This is a genomic window from Actinospineispora eucalypti, assembly GCF_039543365.1.
GTDB classification, from domain to species: domain Bacteria; phylum Actinomycetota; class Actinomycetes; order Mycobacteriales; family Pseudonocardiaceae; genus Pseudonocardia; species Pseudonocardia eucalypti.
In genome coordinates, this window is the sequence record NZ_BAABJP010000052.1 from 178,142 (window position 1) to 201,368 (window position 23,227).

The 23,227-nt window shown below is 72.3% G+C and carries 1 protein-coding gene (only partly in view); it reads left to right on the forward strand.

The whole window is internal to a rhomboid family intramembrane serine protease gene (locus ABEB12_RS35890) on the forward strand: the coding sequence, 122,763 nt in all, runs 50,583 nt past the left edge and 48,953 nt past the right edge, and what appears here is coding positions 50,584–73,810, spanning codon 16,862 (complete) through codon 24,604 (partial); the first codon wholly inside the window starts at window position 1. Both the start codon and the stop codon lie outside the window.

Sequence of the window (23,227 nt, forward strand, 5' to 3'; positions counted from 1 at the left end):
CTGGCCGCGCTCCTGCCGGCGATCAGCGAGCAGGCGCTTCAGGTGTGGCTGCCCGTGCTGGCCAGGCTGGGTCTGTTGTGGTTGACCTCCGACCGTTATCAGCTGCCGGACTCGGAGCACGTCCTGGACCTGCTGGCCGCGCTCGACGACCCCGCTGACTACCAGGGCGAAGACCTGGCGGTGTTGTGGGTGTTCGGCGCGCTGCTCATGGGACCGGTCACCGACACGTACCTGGTGAATGTCGGGGAAGACCTCGATCGCCTGCTCCAGCGGATCGGCAAGATCGCCGACGGCCCGCTGTCCGGCACGGCCCGGCTGGCGCCTCGCGCCTCGGTCGCGCACATGCTCGACGTGATTCCGGGGGCGGGGACCGACGGCATCGCCCGGCGCGGGCTGATCGACCTTCCGGGAGCGGCGCCGGCGAGACGGCTCAAGTCTCGCTTGCTGGTGCTGGCCAAGGTGGACGTGGACCTGATCCACGCCTCCGGCGGATACGCGCAGCGCTACACCACGACCCGTTTTGCCCAGCGGCTGGCCGAGGCGCTGGACGCGCTGGACGCGCACCTCAACCCGGTCACCTTCGCACGGCTGTGGCGGCTCGCCGGGATGCTTCGGGACGGCGATATGAGCCTGCGCGAGGAGCTGCACACGACGGACGCGTTCATCGCCCTCGTCACCGAGCTGGCCGGGATCCTCAACGCCGAGTTGGCTCCGCTGCCGGCCGGCGTGACCGCCGACTCGGTGTGGGCGCTGCTGCACCGCGTCGCGGCTGCCGACACCGGCTACGCCGCCGAGCGCGGCGGCAACGAAGCGGAGTGGCTCGACCTGCTGACCCGGGCGCGGCTGCTCACCCGCACGGTTGACGCGGACGGCACCCGCTATCACGCCACCGGGTCCACCCGGGAGCTGCTGAACGATCTCGCGAACCCGGCCGGGATCACCCACGACGCCTATCGGGCCGAGATCGAGCGGTTCGCCCTGGTGATCGGTCGGACCGCGACGCCCAGCGAGGTCGTTGCCGCGCTCGCGGGCTTGCGGAACCTGCCCGATCCCCGGCTCACCGGCTTGCTGGCCCCGTCCGCCAAGACGCCGATGAGGTTCTTGCGGACCTTCACCGGCAACGCTCGCGCTGGCATCACCGTCAAGGAACTGGCCGAGCAGCTGGCCGGGCGCCACGAGGCGGTGGTGAGTGGCCAGCTGGTCGTCGTGTGGCACCTGGAGCTCGCCACCCGGGAGAACGATGAAAGCGATCCGGGCGCACACGACTTCCGGCGCTTCCGCCTGCGCTACTTCCCCACCGAAGCGGCCGTCGACGTCGTGGCTGCCCTGGACAACCCGCGCACCATCGCCGATGGCGCGGTCCGGCGACTGCTCGGGCAGGCTCGCGCGCTGCTGAGCATCGAGCAGGCGTTCACCGTCTACAACGAGGGCAGCAACAACTTCGAGGACATCCTCCGAAGCGTCCTCGACGCACTCGGCCATCGCGAGCCTGACCACCAGGATGCGCCGACCCGATCCAGCATGCTCTCCGTGGGCCTGCTCGGCCTTGGCGTGGGTGGCGTGCATGTCGCGTCGTGGGTTGGGTGGCTGGTGCTCGGCGTGGCCGCCGCGGTTGGGCTCGGTTGGGTGCTGGTCGGGGGGCGCGCGGTCGCGCGGATTGCCGTGGTGCTCGGTGGGCCGGTCGCGTTGATGGTGCTGTTCGCCGCGCCCGCGGCCGCGGCGAACGTCGGCGCGGTCATCGCCTCCGTCCCGCCGATGGTGGTCTGGATCGGTGTGACGGTGGTCGGTGTCCTGCTGGGCTGGCTGAGTGTGCGGGCCTTCCGGTTGCTCAAGCGGGGCGTCCAGTGGCTGGCCGAGCGGGTGGTGCTCCGGTGGGCCGCGGCGACCACCTCGGCGTTCTTGCCAGCGGACACCGAGTACGACGGTTCGCTGGTCCTGCGGGACACCGGAGATCGGCGGCGGGCGGGGCCAAGGATCTTGTCGCTGGTCGGGTCGGTGCTGGTGGACGCCCTGTTCATCGTCGGCATGGCCGGGTTGACCTTGTCGAGGTACTTCGCTGGCGCGTCCCCGCTGGACGCCACCTCACCGAAGGTGTTCATGGGCGTACTGGTCGGCGGGGCGGGAGTAGCGGTGGTGGCGTTGACCGCGTACGCGGTTCGGGTCGCCGAGTCGGCCACTTCGCCGAGGGTGGCGCGGGTTCCGGTATGGGTCGCGATGGCGGCGGTGGGCGTGACCGGGCTGGCCGGGTTCGCGGCGGCGGCGCTGGTCAGCGGGATCTGGGTATACGTCAGCGCGCTCGTGGTCGCGGTGGTTGTGGCGGAGGGCGCGCTGCGTCTGGCCGGCCACGCCGCGCTGGCTGGCCTGCCGGCCCCGCCCGGCGCCGCCACCGTCCGCGATGATCCCGCCGACTCGCTCGAGGTCCCGGAGGCGGTGAAGGGCACCCCGCTCGCCAGCCAGTGGCCGCGCATCCAGGCTGCCCGCACCGCCCGTCAGGTGCTCGCCGTGATGGCGGTCGCCGTGCTCACCAGTTACGTGATCGCCAACTTCGCGGCGTTCGAGCGGTTCCACGCCATGTATCCGCCCGGTTCGCTGGTCGGTCACGGGGTGCCGAGGGCAGCGTTGATCGTGTTGAGCGGTGCCGTGGTACCCACGCTGGCCGGCCTGCTCCGAACCGTGGTGATCTCGGTGGGGCCGAGCTATGTGGCGCTCAGCGCGGAGCGGGTGTCCACACCTCGGCTGCTGGCACGGCTGCGGGTGGGCATCGGGGTGACCACCGTGTGGTTGGCCACCGTGTTCACCGGAACCGTGATCGGCTTCGGGCAGCTGCTCACCGGCATCCCCTGGGCGAGTGCCGCAATCGGGGCGGTCGGCCTGGTCGCCAACACGGTCGCCGCCGTGCTCTACCACGTGCACCACAACCTGATGGGGCGTGCCTTGTCCCGGCACGCGGTCGCCGTCACCCTGACCAGTTTCGGCACGGCGGCGGCCGGTGTGGCGGCGCTGGCCGGGGTGCCGCTGCTCGGGCTGTCCGTCGCGGCCGGCGCCGGTGTGCTGGCCATCGGCGTGGGGCTGACCACGATCGCCAGCCTGCCGGTCGAGCCGCGCCACCCGGTGCGCACCCTGGTCCGTCTGGTGCGTGCCCTGCCGGCGTTGCCGGTGATCCTGGCTCGGCGGCTTCTGGAGTTCCCCACGGCGCTCGCGGAGGGGATCATCCTCGTCGGGATCTACCTGCGGTTCGCGTTCACCAGCGAGGTGCGCTTGCCGTTGGTGTCGCGGTTGTTCGGTCACCCGCGGTTCCTGTCCGCCGTCTGGAACAGCGCGCGCTACGTCGTCCGCGGTGGATATCTCGTGGACACCGACCGCATCTGGCTGGACTGGCCGGCCATGCGGTTCTGGGACGTCCTCCCGGACGATCTGACCGACAGCCAGCGCCGGTCCGCGCTCGCCGCCATGCGGGAGGGGCTCACCCACCGCGAGACCGCCCGGCTGGTCGGCGTCAACCGCCGCACCCTGCGCCGTTGGATCGCCGAGGAGCAGGGGGACAAGCGCGGCGGATCGCGCCGGATGACCGTTGAGCAGCAACACGCTCTGCATTGGGCGAGGACGCTGGTGCGGGTCAACCTGTGGACGCTCGAGGCGCTCACGGCTGAGGACCCCGCTGAGCGTGCGGTCCAGCTCGGCCAGCGGATGGAGCTCGTACCCGGTCCGATCGCGGACGAGATGGCCGGGGTGCTCACCCGGCTGGCCGATGCGAAGCTGCCGGAGACCGCCGAGGTACGCCGCCTGACCGAGCTGGCCGAACGGCTGCGCGACGAGTACCAGCGGATGTACGACGCGCTGCCGCCGGTGCCGTCCCAGCGGGTGCTCGGGTCGGGCGCAAAGGCCCCGGCGCGCGTCACGGGCCAGGTGCCGCCGGATCCGGTGCTGGCGATCTTCCACTGGGATGCCGAACCGTGGCATTACCACGATGGGCCGGCAGACACGCTCGCCGGCACCGGCTACCGCACCGGCCGCGCCGCGCTGACCGCGGCGCTCCGCGAGGCCCAGTCGGACGCCGGTGGCGAGACGTCCCGCCGGGGCTGGCCGCCGGGGGTCGGCGGGGCACTCGCGGTGGTCGCGGCGGTGGTCATCGCCGTGACGATCGGCCGGCACCATCCTGAGCTCGCCGCCGCCGTGGTCCCGGCCGGGTTGTTCGGCAGGGGTGCGCCGGCGCGGCGTCTGGCGCTGGCGCTCGAGGGTCTGACCGGTGAGCAGCACGCGGCCGACACACGGTCCTTGAAGATCTCGCTGGGCAAGTACTTCGCCTGGTGGGAGGTTGCCGGGTATCAGCGCCGCATCGAATGGCTGGGGCACCGCGAAGGGCCGCTCTCGGCCAATGACCGGCGCTGGCTCGACGAGCGGCGCCAGGCGGAGCTGCGCGCGATCCTGCGGGCCGGCGACGAACCACCCGCCGAGGCGCCGGAGCGGGCGGTGTTGCTGGCGCACCGCAACCTCGCGCTGATCCGGCTGCTGCGCGGCGGAGAGCTCACCGACCCCCTCGGCGAATTCGACAACGACCTGCTCACCGCCGCCGTGCGTAACTACTGGCTGCTGAGCAAGCAGGCCGAGGATTACTGGGGTGGGCGCGGCTTCGGCGAGCCGGACCTGTTGTTCGATGCGCTCGCGGCCGGGCGCCGCCTGCTCGACCAGCAGGTCGCCTTCGTGGTGGATGACTACCGGGACGACTGGGAGCACGCGGTCGAGCAGTGGCAGGCGCGACAGACCGATCTCGTCCACAGGATCGTTGAGCTGGTCGAACGACTCGCCGACCTGGCCGAGCTGACCACCGGGCGGGTCGACGTGCCGGCGCGGCTGAACCTGGAGATCGAGGCGGCGCGGCTGGCCCGTGACGAACACATGCTGGTGCGCCACGAACTGGACTGGCTGGTCGGCACCGATCTCGACCGGCTGCGCCGGGAACGGCGACAGCAGACCTACATCGAGCTCAACGCGGCGCTCGCCGGCGAGTCGCTGGCCGCTCGCCCCCGGACTCCCGACCAGGTGGTCGCCGGGCTGATCGCGACAACCCGCCGGGAGCTGTTTGCCGCGCTCGACGCGGTGACCAGCCGATCCACTCCCGCGCTCGACGCGGTGCTGGCGGCCTACCGGCAGCTGCCCGGTGGGGGCGGCCACGACGGGGCGCTGGCTTGGTACTTCGACGAGGCTTGGGCGATGCCGCTGGCGTTGGCTCTGCTCGAAGCGGAGCCGGTCCGGGTGGTGCGGCCGGAGGAGTACGGCTGGTCGTCCGAGCGGGGGCCGCCGCCGGATGTGGTGTTGGTGTCCGCCGCCGACCTGGCCCGGCGGCTGGGGCCCGAGATCGGGCTCCATGTGGTGGCAAACGTGATGGCCTACACGGTGACGCTCGCCGGGCGCGTCTATGTGCTGGACACCTGGTGGGAGCGGCTCAGTCCCGCCCAGCGCTCGCGGGTGATCGACCACGAGCACGGGCACCTCACCGGCGAGATCACCGGCCACGCCGCGCACACCCGGCGGACGCTGTCCGCGCTGCGCGCCCTCGATTTCCTCGGTGAGTTGCCGCTCGGCGTGACCGCCGAGGTGATCGCCGACCGGGTCGCCACGTTGGAGCTGTGGAGCATGTCCGGTGAGCTGAGCCGGCGCGTGCCGCCTCGCTCGCCGTTGCTGGGTGTGCTCGACCGGGAGCTCGAGGTACTGGGCACCGAGGCCGGGGTCGAGCTGGTTTCCGTGGCCAGCTATCGACGCAAGGCCCGGGATCCGCTCGACGGCGTGATCGCGTTCAGCACGTCGACCGGCGACCGGTTGGTGAACGAGTCGCTGGTGGCCGAGACCGTCGACATGGTCGAGCTCGCCGGGTTGTTTTCGCCCGCGCTGCGCGACCACGTGCTGGCCGAGGTCCGGGACTTCTGGCACCGGGCGATCGGGCACGCGCCGGAGTCGGCTGAAGCGCACGAGCGGGAGCGGCTGGCCCTGCTTGCCGAGCTTCGGGAGCTGCGCGATGACCACCAGGCGCGGCTGGTCCGGCTGGTCGAGGACCTGCGGCTGGCCGTGCTCGGCCCGCCGGAGTGGCTGCTGGGCGTGTCAGAGGGACTGACCGACTCCGGCTTGGTTCCGGACGGGGACCCGGTGCGGGAGCTGCTGGCTCGCTGGTACGCCGAGGAGCGGGTGGCGCTGGTCCGCTCCGACCACTACATCGAGCCGAGGTTGGTCGCCATCCAGGACTTGCTGGCCTGGTGGTCCGCCAGCGGCGATGGCGGCTGGCTGGCCGTGCAGCTGGCCGCCGCCAGCGGGCTGGCCGAGCGCGTCGACACGGCGGCCATGGTGCTGAAGTCACAGCTCGGCCCGCTGGCCGACCGGAATGAGTCGGTGCGCGCGCTGGAGCGGTTGGCCCCGGTCGTCCGACTTCGTGCCGACCGGCTGTCGGAGCTGGTGGAGGCCCGCCAGTTCGGTACCGCCGCCGTGGACGCGCTGAGCCTGGCCGAGCGGGTCATGGTCGAGGGCTTCGAAACCGTCGGAGTGATCGGGCCGATCCAAGGCAGGGTCAGCCTCCAGGAGGCACTCGACCAGCTCGCAGACTGGGCGCAGCGGGTGGACGGCGCGCTGCGCATGATCCCGGACGTGGGCGGCGCCGGGCGCGCCGAGTCGATCCGTGACGGGTTGCTCGCGCTGCGAGACAAGATCGCCGACAAGCAGCGCTACTTCGGCCAGGACGGCGGCCACAGCGGCCCGCTGGCCTGGTACTTCGAGGCACGGTGGGAGCTGGCGCTGGAGGAGACGCTGCCTCGGCTGGACCCGGTGCGGGCGGTTCGGCCGGACGAGTATGGCTGGTCGTCCGAGCGCGGTCCGCCGCCGGACGTGGTGCTGGTCTCGGCCACCGAGGTGGCCTCGGCGCTAGGCGCCCGGGTCGCGGTGAGCGTGGTCGCGCACACGATCATCGAGCTCAGGCGCGTCTACGTGCTTGAGACTTGGTGGGAGGCGCTGCCCGTCGAGCAGCGGGCACTGATCATCGACCATGAGTACGGCAGCCACCTCACCGGTGAGATCACCGACCATGCCGCGCACACCCGGCGGACGCTGTCCGCGCTGCTCACCTCGCTGGAGGGGAGCCCGGAGTTCTGGCCGATCGCCGGGATGGTGCTTGAGATGACCACCGTCCTGGGCGCCGGGGAGCCGGGCAGCGCGCGCGACACCGCCCTGCGGCAGGTGATCGCAACCTTCGTGCGCGGCGGTCTTTCGCTCGAGGATGAGGAGCTGCCTCGAGCCGCCGATGCGCTCGATCGGGCACACGAGGCGATGGACCAGGCCGAACTCGCGCGGTCGGCCGGTCGGAACAACGAGGCGCTCGTGCTGTGGGCCACCTCGCTGGAGCACCGCGCGCAGGTCGACGACGCCCTCGCCGAAATGGCGGCCGCCGACGTCGCCTCCGCCGACCGGCGAGCGGAGGAGCTGGCCGCTGAGCTCGCCGCCACACCCCCCACCGACGGCCGGCGGCGGGCCTGGCTGCGCTACCAAGCCAGCACAGCCGCGCACGCCTCGGCGGTGGCCCACGCGACCGAGGCCGTCCACCGGGCGAAGAGCCTGCAACTGCGTTCGGACGCGGCCCCCATGCTGGCCCAGGCCGCGGCGCGGGACGCCGACGAGGCCGTGAGGCAGGCGGACAGTGCCCGGATCCGGGCGCTGTTCACCGGCCACGAGCCCGACCGCGCGGACGTCGGCTGGGCGGATATGACCGGCCAGCTGGCCGAGTGGCTGTACCAGCGGGCCGCCGAGCTGGTCGAGGAACGGGACCGCGCCGAGACCGCCGCGCATGAAGCGCGGGAACGCGTCGCCGTGGCCGGCCGGGCCGTGAACGCGGCCAAGGCACCGCTGGACGAGCTGGGCGGCGACAGCACGGTCCGCGACGACGGCCACGACGGGTACCGGCGGCACGCCTCGGTGGGCGCCGGGCTTGCCGGGCTGGGGCTGGCCACCGACGGCCCGCTCGTCTGGCTGCGTGACTGGCTGGCGACGCACCTGGCCGTGGCCGTCGCGGTGGCCGCCGCCGTCATCGCCGTGCTGGTGAACCGGACTCGCTGGCCGAGTAAGCCCGGCGAAGAGAGTGCCGAGCGGCGGCTGGTTCGGGAGGTGGCCGCCGAGCTGGCCGGGTTGCTCGAGCAGACACCCGGGCTGGACACCCATGAGCGCGACCGGCTGATCGGCGAGCTCGCCCAGGTGCACGACCGGATCACCCGCTACACCGTCTCGACGACAGACGAGTTGGACGACCCGTTGCTGTGGCAGGCGGGGCTGCTCGGTGAGCCTGGCGAGCCGCTGGAGCTGCGGCTGCCGAACGGCGGCGTCGAGCGCCTCGTCACGCTGTTCGGCGAGCTCGCCGCCTACCAGGGGGTCGCGTTCGACCGGTGGTCGCGTGCCCGCTGGGCGGTCGGCATGCTCATGTCGTCCGCGTTGGTCGACGTCCTGCACCGGCAATACGGCAAGGACGTGGCCTCGGCGTTCGCCGGGCTGGCCTACACCGGGCTGCTGGCCGCCCTGCCCAGTGCGCTGGTCCTGCCGGTGGACACCTGGCTGCGGATGCACGGCCGGGGGACGCCGACCAGCGCCTCGCGGGCCGGTGGCCAGGGCGCTCGGGACCCGCCGGGTGAGATGTTGCGGAGGTTCTCGGCCTGGTTGGACACCCAGCCGTTGTGGCTGGTGTATCCGGGCCTGTTCGCCGGCGTCCTGCTCACCGTGCTGGTCAAGACCGCCATGGTCGCCGGCGTGCTCGGGGTGACAGTCGCCCTCTCCGCGATGCTCGGGTACCAGGCGGCCGACGGGGCGGCCAAGCCGTGGCTGGCGCGGCTGGCCTGGCTGGGGCTCGCGGCCGCGCTCGGTGCGTTCGGGCTGCTCGCTCTGGTCGGGCCCGGCATCGCCGCGGTGTTCGGGTTCCGGCCCTTCGGGCCGGGCGCCGGTGGTGACGTGTCCAGCGGCGGGATGGACGCCGACGCCCGCGTCCGGTTCGAGTACCAGCTGCCCGAGCTGAAGCAGCGTGCCGGGACTCCCGGGTATCAACCGCTGCCGTTCGGCCTTACCGGGCTGTTGGTGAAGGTGCTGGACACCCAGCGGGCCCGCCCGCTGTTGCCGAGGCGGCTACGGGATCTGCCGGACCGGCTGCTGGGCTACGGCTGGTTGGGCCCCGAGGGCCCGGAGCTGGTGGTGTTCGGCCCGACCTGGGCGCTGTTGATGGAGCTGACCAGCGCGGGCCTGCTGGACGAGCAGTGGTGGCGGGAGTTTGTCGGCCATGAGCTGCGGCACGCCAAGGGGCCGTGGTCCGGCGCCGAGCACGACCGGCACGGCGAGCTGCTGCTGACCGTGGTCCGCGCGGCGACCGAGCTGTTGCTCGCGGCGGGATGGCTGGCCGGCGACCCGGCGGCCGAGCGGCTGGCGCGGGCGGCCGCCGCGCTGGCCCGTGCCGAGCTGGACCTGGCCGAGCTCACCCCCGACGAGCTTGCCGCGGCCGGCTTGCCGACCGACCTTGCTCGCCCGGTCACCGAACGCCTCGCGGCCGCCACCGCCCGGCTGGCCGAGGCGCGGACAGCCCACCCGGACCGGACGGAGCGGCTCGGTCCGCCGCTGGGGGCGGGCTTCGAGGGCGCGACCGCGCACCTGGCAAGCCTGCTGGCCTCGGTCGGTGTGCACGCCGCGATCGCGATCGACGATGCGGAGCTCGCGGCGATCGCCACGGACGCCGAGGACTGGCTGCCCGCCGTGCTGAACCCGGCCGACCGGCTCGGCTGGCTGTTGACCGCGCTGGGCCGGGGCGAGCTGGTCGGCCTCGAATGGACCACCGACGGCGAGCTGCTGGTGAAGATCGCGGACGAGCGTCCGGTCGCGCGCGCCGAGCCGCACACCACCGGGGTGCTCGAAGTCCGGCTGACCCAGCCGGAGACGGACCGCTACCAGCTCGTCGGCGTCCGGCCGCTGCCCGCGACGCTGCCGATCCGGCTGGCCAGCGGTGATCCGATCCGGGCACCGGTCACCTCCACCTGGGATGCCGCCGACCCCACCCGGGTGGAGTTCCTGGTCGCCGGGGATGGGGTAACCGCGGCGCTGGTCAGCGACCGGGGCGATCCGTCCCATGGCGTCAACCACAGCGCCGGCGCGTTCGGCTGGCTGCCCGGCGGCATCTTCGCCGGCACGCTGGCCGACGGCTCCGGCGCGCGACCCAACGAAGCCGCGCACAATGTCGCCGAGACCGGCACCGCGATCCAGCTCGGCTCACCGACGACGGCGCTGGCCGACCCCGCCTGGCTCGCCGGCTACGCCGCGCACGAAGCGAACCGGGCAGTGCTGGCCACCCAGCCGACCGGCGGCACGACCAGCACCTACCTGTCGGTGTTGATCACGCCGGTGGACGGCGGCGGGTGGCACGCCAGCACCGTCGCGTTCGGCGACAGCGTTCTGTACCGGGTCACCCCGGACGGGATCAGCCAGGTCGACGGGGAAGTCCCCGGCGAGCTGATGGGCACCCCGCTGCCGGTCGACGCCATCACCCCGCACGGCTTCCGGCTGGCCGAGGGCGAGTGGCTGCTCGCGGTGAACCGCGGTGTCACCCGCTACCTGGACCCTCGGCTGTTGCACCGGGTGATCACCAGCGCCGCCGACCCGATGTCCGCTGCCCGGGTCATCGTCGCGCTCGCCAAGGCCCGGGGCGGCGGCGATCACCCCACGGTCGCCGTCTACGCCCCGCGCCGCGACAACCATCGGCCGGAGCACTCCCGGCCGGCCCACCCCTCAGCCGGTGCCGGGCTTGCCGGGTTGGGCATGTCCGCCGACGGCCCGCTCGCCTGGCTTCGCGACCTGCTGGCCAGCCACCCCGTCGGGGCCGTCGCAATGGTGTTCGTCGCCGTCACCGGGCTGCTGGTGTGGATCATCATCGCGCGCGGTCCTCCGGCGTGGCTGGCGCGCCTGCTCGGCATCGGCCCGGCCGACCTGGCTGTGGCGGTCACGGCCGTGCTGCGGAACATCCCGGCCGACGGCACGGCCGACACGGAGCGGAAGCGTGCCTTCGCGGTCGGTGATGTGCTGGCCGAGCACCTGAGCCAGCTGCCGGGTCAGGAACGCACGCTGGCCGACCTGCTCGACGATCTGGGTGGTTCGGCGGAGACCGCAACCCTGGCGACCAGGGCGATCCGGCTGCATCCGCGGCTGCGGCCGTCGTTCGACGACACGGCGGTGTGGTACGTGCCGGTCGAGCCGGTGGGTGGGCCGGCCCCAACGGCCGGCGAGGCGCTGCCGGTGACCCTCCAGACGGCCGAACAGGCCGAGCGGATCTCCGCCGAGGACCCGCTCGGTGCCCGCCTGCTCGCGTTGGTCAACGGCTTCCCGGAGCGGGTATCCGGGCTTCCGCTGAACCAGGGCACCCGGGACGCGCTCGCGGCGTGGATCCCGACAGTGGCGGCCAACGCCGCATGGTCGGACACCGGGACGAGCTTCGTGCACGGCAGCGAGTTGCGGATCTCCCGGTCGCTGGTGGCCGACATCGCCGACGACATCGCCGCGGTGTTCGCCGAGCTCGACCACCCGATCACGGCCGAGCAGGCGTTCGATCTCGCGTTGCGGCTGGTCGGCTGGCACGAGCTGGGCCACGTGCTCGCGGGGGCATACCGGGTTGCCACCGGTGGTCGGTTGGGCGCGGACGCCCTCGCCGTCGGGCTGTCCGTTGCGCTGGGCATCCCCCTGGGTGGGCTGACCAACACGCCGCACCTGGAAGAGGAACGGATCGTCCACGGCCTGGCGATGCACCTGCTGGTCGAGCACATCCTGGCTACCCACCCGGAGCTCACCGAGTCCCAGCGGCGCCACCTGCCGGACGTACTGCGCTCGATCCACACCGACGCCCTGCACCGTTGGGCGGCGGAAAACCGGCACGGCGGCCCGACCGCCTCCAGCACCGGGCTACCCGGGTTCCTGTACTACCACCCGTCGCCGCTGGTGCTGGCCATCCTGGACTGGCTTGGCCGCGTCCCCAGGGACCCGTTCGAACCACTCGCCCTCGCCGACGCATCCGTGGTCGAACGCATCCCTGGGCTACGGCCCGAGCTGGAGTTCATCCACTGGGCGAGCCCGCTGCTCGCCAACCCCGCCTTCGAGCCCGACGACGCGTTCTGGTCACGGATGAGGGCCGCGTTCAGCACGCTGGCCGGGGTGCCGGAGGCGCCGATCGGCGGGCTGCGCGCCCGCCAGCTCGAGCTGCAGCTCGACCTGCTGGACCGGTTCGGCCGTGGCGCCACCCCGGCTGCCGTGACCCAGCTGCTCGGAGACACGCCGGCGCCGGCCTGGTTCGACGTTCATTACCTCGACCGACCCGGCATCGACGAGCGGCTGGTGGGCTACCGCGACGCCATCGAGCCGCTCCGTTCGGCGGGCCTGGACGCCGGCTGGCGGGACCTGGTGACCGCACTCGTCGAACTCACCCGCCGGCCGGATGCGCCCGACGCGGACGGCGTGCTCGCCGAGCTGATGCGGCGGGTCCGGGACACGGCGGACCGGGACGCGCGGGCGCGTCTCATCACCGACACCGCGGCCGCGCTGCGGGCGCTGGGTGAGGCCGACGGTCGCGACGGGTACGGGCGTCACGCCTCGGTCGGCGCCGGGTTTGCCGGGCTCGGGCTGGCCACCGACGGCCCGGCCGCGTGGCTGCGGGACTGGCTGGCGGCGCACGTTGCCGTGACCATCGCGGCGGTGGCGGTCGGAACGGTGGCCGCCGCCCTCGTTGCGGTGATGGTGAACCGGACCCGCTGGCTCGGCAGGCTCGACGGGGAAAGCGACGCCGGGCGACAGCTGGTCCGGGACCCGGCCGCCGTCTACGCCCCGCGCCGCGACAACAAGCGGCCGGAGCACTCCCGGGCCGCCCGCCACCCCGTCGTGGTGCGCGCCGTGCTGGGGTTGGTGGCCGTCGCGGTCGCCGCCGTCGCGTGGCTGGGCGGGGCGGCCGACCCGGCGAGCGCGGCTGTCCCGGACCGCCCGGTGGCGAGCGCGCCGGCCACGCACGGTGCTGAAGCCGGGTGGCGCCCGACCCGCGTGCGGATCATGGACGGCGACACGTTCGACGAGATCGCCGACTGGCTCGACATCGACCGGCGGGTGCTCAAGGTGGAGAACCCGCAGGTCACCGATGCCAACAAGATCCGGGCGGAGGACTGGCTGAAGCTGCCGGACGGCTGGTCCGGCACCCTGCCCATCGACCAGAACCCGTGGCGCACCGCCAAGCGGTTCGGCGTGCCGGGCGGCGCGCAGACCCTGCTGCGCTGGAACCCTCAGATCACCGACGTGCACGCGATCCCGGTGGGCGAGCCGGTCACCGTCGTCGAACCCGCACCGAGGCCGGAGCCGGGGCGGCCGGACGAGTCAGCCCCACCACCGCCCGGTTCGACGACTCGCCCGGCGCCGGGGCAGACGTCCACCATGCCACCGCCCAGCTCGACCTCGGCGGCACCGACCGGTACGCCAACCGCGGGCGCGCCGACCTCGGCGGCACCGACCTCGGGTGGTCCGGCCACGGCGCCGGTCGGCACCGGCGAGCAGCCAAGCGGCTCACCGTTCGGCTGGCTGGTCTGGGTCGTCCGGGCGGTCGTTGGTGCGGCCGTGCTGGCGCTGACCGGGCTCGCCGGCTGGTGGCGGCTGCGGGCCGCCGCCGTGGCCAGGGCGGCGGCCCGCGGCGCCACCGGCTCCCGGGGGGCGCCGGCGGCCCACCGGGCACTACCCCGGTTCCTGCCCCCCACCGGGCGAGGTGGGCTGCGGAGCAACCGGTGGGCGGTGTGGATCGCCAGCGGATTTGGCACCGGTGTGGCGGTGACCGGGATCTTCGCCGCCACCGTGCTCTCGCCGTCGCTGTATCCGGCTACCACCGCCGGGCTGCTGGCCGGTGCGTTGATTCTGCTGCCGCTGTGGTCCTACCTGCCCCGTCGCGCCGTGGCCGTGGGCTCGTTGCTGCTGGCCGGCACCGCCTACTTGATGCTGGGCGTCACCCCCGGCACCGGGCCGGTCGCGGCTGGAGCGGTGTTCCTGCTCGGGTTCACCGCGATCGTCTGGACGGTGATCCCGAACCTGACCGACGAGTGGACCGCGGCTCAGGTCGAGGCCCGGCGGGCCGCCCAGCGCGCCGAGGGCCGCACCCCACAGCGACTCGGCGCCGCCAGCATCGGGGCGCTGTCCATGCTGGGCACGCTCACGGTGCTCGCCGGGATGCTCAACCTGGACCGGTGGTTGATCGGTCACTCGCTGACCACCGCCGGGACTGTGTCCGGGGTGATCTCCGCCGGCGCGGCGGCCGCCCTGCTGCTGTTGCCCGGCGAACACCCGGACCGGGCTCGGCCCGCGCTCAAGGATCTGCTGTCCGGCCCGGTCGCCGGGCTACGCGCCAGTAAGGCCGACGGTGTCGACCCGGCCGAGGCCAAGGAGAACGCCCGGTTCGGCCGCGCCATCTCCCTGGCGTTGGGGTTCATCGCCATCGCCGTGGCGCTCTACGACGGCTACTGGCAGGTCGGGCTGCCGCGCGAATACCACGGCTGGGCACCGGTGTTGGACTACCGCTTCCTGGCTGGGGCGACGCTGCTGGTCGGTATCGCGGTCTTCGCCGATCTGCGCGCCGCCCGGGCCGCTCGCGCGGGCACCGAACAGTCCGCGACCACCGGCGGCGGCTCGTTGTTCCTTATGGGCGGGCTGATGGCTGGTGCCGGCGCGATCGCCGCGGGCAGCGCGTTCGCCACCCCCGAGCTCACCCTGGCCGGGATTACGCTGTCCGGGTTCCTCGCCGAGGCTGCGATCACTGGCATGATGCCGGCCCTCGGCGCGATCATCCGCAAGCGGCTGCCCGGACGGCTTCAGGCCCTGGCCTATGCCTCGGCGACATTCGTCAAGCAAATCTTCCAGCTGGCCGGCGCGGTGATCGGCAACGTGGTGGTCGGCCCGCTCGGCTGGCCCGGAGCGGCCGTGCTCATCGGCGCCGCCGCCGTGGGCGCGTTCGTCACCGGCCTGGCCATCAACAGGCGCTACGGCGACCGGGACGAGTCCAGGCGGCGGACGGGCGCGTTGGCCAGGGCGGCGCTGGAGAACGCCGGGCGGCTGCTGACCGGCTGGCAGCGCCGGATCGAGATGCGCGACTCCGCCACCTCGCCCCCGGCGCCGGCCGGTTGGTGGCGGCCGGGGCTTGTCGCGCTGGGGCTGACGATCGGGCACACCGCCGCGATCGCCGGTGCCGGCTGGTCCACCGTCGCCACCGCGATGTTGCTGGTGCTTCTCGCCTGGGGGCACTACGCGTTGCTTCGCTGGTTCGGCCGGGCCGGTCATGTCCGGGGGCCGCCGATGCGGCTGAACCTCGCCGTGATCGGTGTCGTGCTCGGGGCGTATCTCGACGCCACGGCCGCCGGCGCCCCGCTCGGGCACTGGGTGCTCTTCGCCGGCGGGCTGGTCACGCTGGTTACCGCCGTCCGGTGGGCGAGGAACTTCTGGACCACCCACTTCGGCACCCCGCACGACGAACACCACAGCGAACCCGACGGCGAGCACCAGCGGCTGCCCCGGCGGGCGCAGTGGTTGGCCAGCGCGGTGACCGTGACGACCGGGCTGGCGCTGCTGGCCGCGGTCGGGCTGCAGACGGCCGTGAAGAGCTGGCTCGGGCTGGACAGCGTCGCGGTCGATGGCGACATCCTGCACAACCTCGGCGACGTGCTGCCCGCGCTCCCGATGGTCATCGCCTTCTGGGCCAACACCCGGCTGGCCTCCAAGGTGGCGAGCTGGGTCATCATCGCGGCGATCACCGCCACCGCCGGCCTGGTGTTCCTCGAGTCCACCGAGCACCTGCTGCACCCGGCGCCACTGGCCGGGCTGGGCGTGACCCTGCCCATCGCGATCGGCCTCGTGATCAACCAGGGCATCGCCAAGATCCGCAAGTGGGCCGGCCAGCGGTGGGGCGTGCCCACCCTGGTGCACGAGGCCGAACACGCCACCGCCGACGCGCTGGCCAGCGCCGGCACCATCGCCGCCACAGGCATCGGGGTGGCCCTGTTGTCGCTTGCCGGGCTCACCGCCGGCGCACTGGCCACACTGCTCGACACCGTTGCCCGGTACGCCGACCCAATTATCGGCTTCGGCGTCGGTGCGTTGATCCTGCACGCCGCGTGGGAGATGGCCACCGAGCTGGCGCCCCGTCTCGGCACCGTCGCCGAGGCGGTCCGGTCGCGGGTGTTCGGGCTGTTCACCGCCCGTCGGGTGATCACCGTCGGCCTGCTCACCCTGGGCGGCCTGCTGGCGCCCGCGCTGCTCGGGGTCGCGCCGGTCGCGGCCGCCGGGACACCGGCCGCGCTGGTCGCGCACGGTGGCGGCTGGGTGCTGCTGGCGGCGGCGTCCATCGGTGGTGTGGCCGTGCTCCTCCGCCTCGCGCCAGCGGCGTGGCGCACTCTGCGGAAGCTCGGCCGGCGGACCGGTCGCGGGGCGGCCGCCAGGTTCACCGGTGCTGCACCGGATGAGTTGGCGCCGAACCTCACCACAAACTCCAGGGTCGGGTCGCTGAGCGTGGCGCCCGAGGTGCTCGAGGCGGTGGCGCGCTCGAGTCGGGTTTGGCTGGAGGCGGGCCGCACCGAGTTGACCGATGACGAACGAGTCGCGGTGATGCGTGCCCTGATCGGCCGGGTGGCGCGCAGCGCGGAGGGCGAGTTTGTCGGATTTGACGGGTTCGGTTTGCTCCAGGCAAGGGTGGCGCTTCCGAGGGGGTTGTGGGCACGGTTCGAGCGCGGTCGGACCATCAAGGAGAGAGTCCCGGGCATTGAGCTGGTGGTTGAGTCCGCTGGTGAGGGCGACTGGCGGGTGCGGAACATGTACCCGACCCGTAGCTCACCCGAGCGCATGCCCGTCTCTGCCGCGCGGGGCATGACGGCCACTATTTACAGCGGAGGGCGGCCGGTCGGCATCGGTTGGCCGGTCAGCGCGAACGATGTGTTGGTTCCCCGCGGTGTGCTCGAGGCGCCCGAACTGGCGGTTGAGCGGATAGCGGTCACCGGAGTGTTCGCGCCGAGTGCGGAGACGAGCAACGACGGCGCGCTCGCGGGGCTAGGGGTCGTGCACGCGCCCGGACTGCATGCCAAGCCTTCCGTCTCCGCGCGAGTTGTGGAGCCCGGTGACCGGGTCGTGGTGGTGAGCCAAGGCGGGTCGGGCGAGCGGGGGGCGGTGATCGCCCCGGTTGTGAGGGTCGGCTCGACTTCGATCGACCTGCTCGCCGCGCCGGGTCCGAACGCGGTGGGTGATCTCGTCGTCGACGAGCTGCGGCGCGTGGTCGGTGTGGTGGTGGGAGTTGACCGATCGACAGGCCTGGTGAAGGTACTGCCGCACCGAGAGCTCCGTTCGAGTGTGCGGACCGCTCGCGAACATGCCCGCGCGGCCGGCTTGATCTCCTGGGATGCAGAGCTCGAAGCGATCGGTGCCCGGCTGCGCGCGGCTCGCGGCGCACTCGAGAGCGGCACCGAGCCAGATCGCCGGTTCGCCGTCGAGCAACTCGCCCGGGCCGAAGCAGGTTTGGACTACGCCGCCGAAGAGCTGCGGTCTACGGGGCCCGGTGTGCTTGACCCAGCCGACTACGGAGCCAGATTCGATCAGCTGATCGCGGTGGCCAAGCAATGGTGGGCCTCGCTGAACGCCTCAGGTGACCTCCCGGACCGTGTCCACACACGTATGTACTACGTGGTCGATGAAGCGGCGGCACTCAACGCCGCCACCCAACGCCACGATGCCACCGGCTCGGACAGGGCCTCCCTCGTGTTCGACCTCATTGAGACCGCGCCTTACCTCGCAGACCCAACTCGCTGGGAGCTGCACCTGCTTTATGACTACAGCCCAGAGGGATTCGTGAACACGCTGCGGCTGATCACCGCAGACCCCGACCCCCTCAGCCTTGCTGACCTGGACTACCTGCTACGTCAGGTGAGACACAACCTCGAGCTCCTGCTTGACCAGCTGCCGGCCAGCCAGGCTCAGACACTGAGGCAGCTGACGCGTGGCTGGCGCGTCTGGGCCAACCCACCCACCGCGACCGGGACTTACCTCGAGGAGCTGCTGGCCGCTGGGGCACCGCGGTTTGCCGTTCCCGTGCTCGCGGTGACCAGTCACCTACTGCGGCTGACCGACGCGAGCCAGAACCTGCCTGCCACGGCATCCGTGCCGGTCTATCACCGCAGCTCGGACCCGGCGGCCGTGCGGGATGGATTCGACCCGCAACGCACACCCACCTGGGTGTCGCCGGACCTGGCGGCCGCCCACAGCTTCTCGGGGAACTATGAGGGTTGGCAAACGGGCGGGATCATCGTGTCCCTGATTCCGGCGGACCTCTACAGCGCCACGTTCACCGAGCATCGCTACACAGATCCCGCGTTCAACGCCCCGCTCACCGAGATCGTGCTCTCCACCCCCGAGCAGGTGGAACTGTTCAACACCTACCTGGTCAACCGCCCGACCGACCCGGCCAGCTACCTGCTGACTCCGCGCACCACTGCAACCAAGAACACCGCCGCATCCCGAATCGCCCGGGCGAGGCTAGGCACACCCGAAGCACACCAACTTCTCCTCGACAGCCCAGAGATCACCTGGATCCTCGACCGCAACGGTTCCGTCTGGATCGCCCCGCTGGGCACAAGCGAGACCGCCCTCGCGCAGGGTCGGCACTTGCTGGGAGCCGGCCAAGCCGGAATTGCCCCGAGCAGGCACGGTCTGGAGGGCCGGTGGCTGTCTGTCGATCCGCTTGACTACCACTCAGATCACCTCACCGAGCAGGAGCTGCAGACCCGAGCGCGCACCGCGTTCGCCAGGTCGCGGGTGTTCTTCCGCGGGGAAGTGCGTGACGGCGGGTCGGCCAGGCGGCACGGCATGGCCGGCGCGCCGCTGATCGGGCTGGGCATGGCGCAGGGTGTGCCGGACTGGGTGCAGGTGGCGGTATTGGTGGCCGCCGGAGTCGCGGTGGTGTTCGCCGCGATGTGGTGGCTGGTCAAGCGGGCCGGGGCGCGGGCGGCGGCGCGGGACGCGAGCGTGTCGCTGCGGGGACCGCCGTGGGCGTCCGGCTGGCTGTTGGCGCCGCTCGCCCAGTACCGGGTCAAGCGGTGGCTGGAACCGCTGATGTGGGCCGGCCTCGGGCCGCTGTCGGCCACCGGGTTGCCGACTGCATGGGCCGGTGCCAGCAGCACAATGGCATTGCCGCTGCACCGAGTGATGCGTGGCGACAAGCCCATTTCCGGTGCGTTGTCCAAGGAGCGGCTGACGGATGGCCAGGAGCGGGCGGTCGACAGGATGTTCGCCGAGGAGGACCTGCCCGAGCTGACCGACCAGCAGCGGAGCGCCCTCGGGCTGTCCGATCCGCGGCTGCGCCTGATCCCCGAGCCGGTGTTGGAGCGGCTGGCCGACGGCGTATACGGCGACCCGGTCGACGGGCTGGTGCTCTATACCTGGGTCGGGGAGGGCCGGCCGCGCGGCGCACTGATCGGCGTGTCCGAACGCGCGCTGTGGGAAACCGAGCGACTGCGCCCGGTGGTTGCCGGGGTGGCGGCGTTCTGGCAGGCGGCGTACCGGTACGAGCTGACCCACCGGATCGGCGGGACCACGGGGCAACAAGACACGGGGCAGGAAGACGCGCGGCGGGAGCTGATCGGGCAGCTGCGCCGGCTCGAGGTGGACTTCGCCGGCCAGCTGGTGCATGTGCTGTGGCTGGATGTCGACACCCGGCCCAGCGACGGCGGCGCGGTGGTGGATCTTCCCGGTCGGCTCGCCGGAGTCGAGCTCGACGCGCTGCAAGCCGCGCTGCTCGCCGGGTGGCTGGCCGAGGACCGGATGCTGGCCCTGGGGTCCGATCCGCTGGCCGGCACCGAGTGGGCCGAGCTGACCGCGGCGTTGCCGGAGATCCGCGAGCACGAGCTCAACGACATGGTCACCCTCCTGGTGCTGCTGCGTGACGCCCCACCGGGGCGGCTGCCCGCGCTCCTGGCCAGCCTGACCCAGCGGCTGGACGCCGCCAACGCGCAGGTCGCGGAAATTGACGGGATGCTCGGCATGCTGGAGCGGTTGATCGGCGCCAGCACAGCCAGTGGCCGGACCAGCACCGATGTCACCGTGCTCGACGGCGCCATCCCGTTCCTGGAGGCGCTGCGGCGACACGCGGAGCGTCTCCGGGACCGGTGGAGCGAGCTGGACGACGCGGTGCGCAGGCCCGCCGACCCGGAAGCGGCCGAACAACTGCGGGAGTCCACGCTGCTGGCCCACAGCCGGGCCACCCTGGCCGAACTTGCGGCTAACCCCGATGCGGCCGGGTTCGTGCGGCAGGCCGAGCTGCTGGCCACGCTCGACGAACTGAACCTCGATCCCGAGGACGCCGAGGCTCGCGACCAACTGCGGGCGGCAACGCTCCGGCGTTACCAGCGGTCAGACCTCGCGCGGGGCCGGTCCCCACCGGAGCAGGTCGCCGCGTTGCTGAGGGGAGCACCGGACCAGGGGGCATCACTGGACGCGCTGGGCCAGTTGTTGGTCCAGCGGCCCGAGGACTTGCGCGCGGCGCTCGAAGACAACACGGACGAGCTAGTCGTCGAGGGGGGCCGGGTCTACCTGGTCGATCTCGACTTGCCCCTGGATGGCGAATCGGCGCTGGCCGGACTGGAGTTCCGGCTCAACCGGGCCAAGCAACGCGCGCGCGGCGAGCTCACCGAGGACGAGCGCCAGGCCGCGATGCTCGAGGTCATGGCTCTGCTCGAGGAACTTGACCGGATCTTCGATGAGTTCGCCGACCCGAACGAGGACGACCTGGAAGCCGATTCGCTTGCCGACCAGATCGGGTATCTGCGGATCGCGGTCTACGACTACTACTGGCAACTCGACCCGACCGACCAGCCCATGAGCGGCCGCCGGATCGCCAAGGTCCTGGCGCTGCGGCCTGGCCAGCCCATGCAGCTGGAATGGTTGGCCGGGCTGGTTGCGGATAATGCCGAGGATCTGGCCGACTTCGTGTGGGCGACCCCCGGTTTCGGGTTGAGCTACGACCCCAACGAGACGTTCCCCGCGCCGCCGGACGCGACGGTGTGGCAGTCCGAATCCACGACCTCCAGCCCCGCCACTCCACTGGCTGGCGCGGCGGTGCTCGGGCACGACTGGTTCACCGCGTACCCGGTACTGACCGCGCTGGCGATGGTCGCGGTGGTTGCGCTGATGGTGCCCAGGTGGCGGGCGTGGTTGGCCCGGTTGCTGACCATGATCAGCGCCGCGGCCGCATTGCTGCTGGTGGTGGCCGTCACGCCGGCATTCGCCGACACCGGCGGTCTGCTTGGCGACACCACGATCGGGCCCGTCGGTTGGCTCATCGTCGGTCTGGTCGGCTTGGGCGTCTCTCAGGCCTCCGGCCTGTTGGCGAGGGTGACCTTCAAGAACCGGCCGGTTACCGAGTTGCGCAAGGTGTACCGGCGGTTGGTGCGCAGCGGCCGGCTAGACGGCGAAGCGATCGGCAAACGCGACTGGATTCGGCTGGTACTCGGGCACATTCGGTTCGGCCGGCTGCGCCCGGACCTGCGCTGGCCGGCGAAGTCGGACGCTGTGTTGGTGCGCCGGTTGAAGGCGGCGGCCACCTTCGGCCGTGACCTGTCGAAGCGCGAACGGGAGACGGGTGAGCTGGTGATTGGTGCGTCCAGTTTCGCGCCGCTGCGCGCGGAGGTCGGCCCGGAACGCGAGGAAGTGTGGCTCTGGGAGCTCGACAGCCGTCTCGGGTTGGTGCGCATCTTCAAGGAGCCCGGCGGCCTGGACGGCCCGCATGAGGAGCTGTCGCACGCCGCGAGGGGATTGTCCGAGATGGTTGGCCGGGCGGGGTCCTGGCTGCCGAGCAGTATGCCGGTGTGGGAGCGGCCCACCCGGCTGCTGGAGCTCATCGCGACCGCCTTGGAACTCGACCCGCTGGCGGTCTATCCGGTGGGCGAGGGCCAGGCGGTGCTGCGGGTCAGGCTCGACTCGGCGCCGGCCGGTTGGCCGCAGAAGTGGTTCACCAAGCTGCCGCGCGAGTTCGAGATCATTCTCGAAAACCTCCAACCGGGGGCGGTTCGGCTCATCGGGTTCCGCCCCGTTCCGGACGGCGCCCCGGCCGGGTTGGTCGCCGATGCCGAGGCGCTGGACGCCGCCGGGCGGAGCGTCGTCGACTTCAAGAATGACGACGGCGTGGTCGTCGCCACCGGGGTGGTGATGGTCGAGGGGACCGATGAGCGCCCGGCCGAAGTGGTGACGAACTACCACGTAGCGCTCTTTGCCGACCTGCTCACGGTCGACTCGCTGCCGGTGACCAACCCACGCAGCCTCACGCTCGGCGAGTACGGAGACCTCGCCGGGTTGGCCAGGCGCACCTTCCGGCATAGCGCCCGCTCGATGGACACAATGGGACTGCGGATACCAACCGTGGACATCGCCGTGGTCAGTGTGTGGGATCTGCGACGCCCCGCCGCCAAGGTGCGCACCGAACCGGTCGGGCGCAACCAGCGAGCCACCATGATCGGCAACCCGAGACAGCGGCGGTTGGTCGTCCCGGACTTCGTCTATCGCATCAAGGCCGACAGGTACCGGACGCTCGGCTTTAACGAAGGGGGAGCTTCCGGTTCGCCGCTGTTCGACGACGCCGGTGATGTCCTCGGAATCAACTTCTCCGACGGCTGGCGGGAGTCCGCCGCGATCGGGGCGCGGTTGGTCGGCCGGCTGGTCGAGCTGGTTGCCCGCGGTGACGCGGGGCATCCGGTGCCCGCCGACCCGGATGCCGAGTTCGGCGCCAACCGGACCGAGCGCGAAGACACCGGGCAGGCGCTCAACGGTGTTCGGGGCCGGTTGGCTCGCGCTTGGGGCTGGCGCCTGGCGGTGATCGCCGCCCTGACGGTGGTGCTGGTCATCTTGGCCGCGACGCCCGCGTTTGGTGCCGACGATCACCTGGTGACCGGGCACGGTTCGCCCGCCGGCTTGCTGGGTGCGGTGGCGTTCTTCAGCCTGGGCCAACTGCTCGCCCCGCTGCGGTCGCGGGTCCCGGTGGACCGGCTGGTTGCCGCGCTGAGCACCGAGGACGCGGCGGCGGACCGGGCGGAGATCGAGAACGCGCTGGCCACGCTGGTGGACCTGAAGCTGGTGGAGGGCAGCGCCGGCCTCGGCTATCGGTTGACCGCAGGTGGCCAAGCGCTGCTGAGACTGC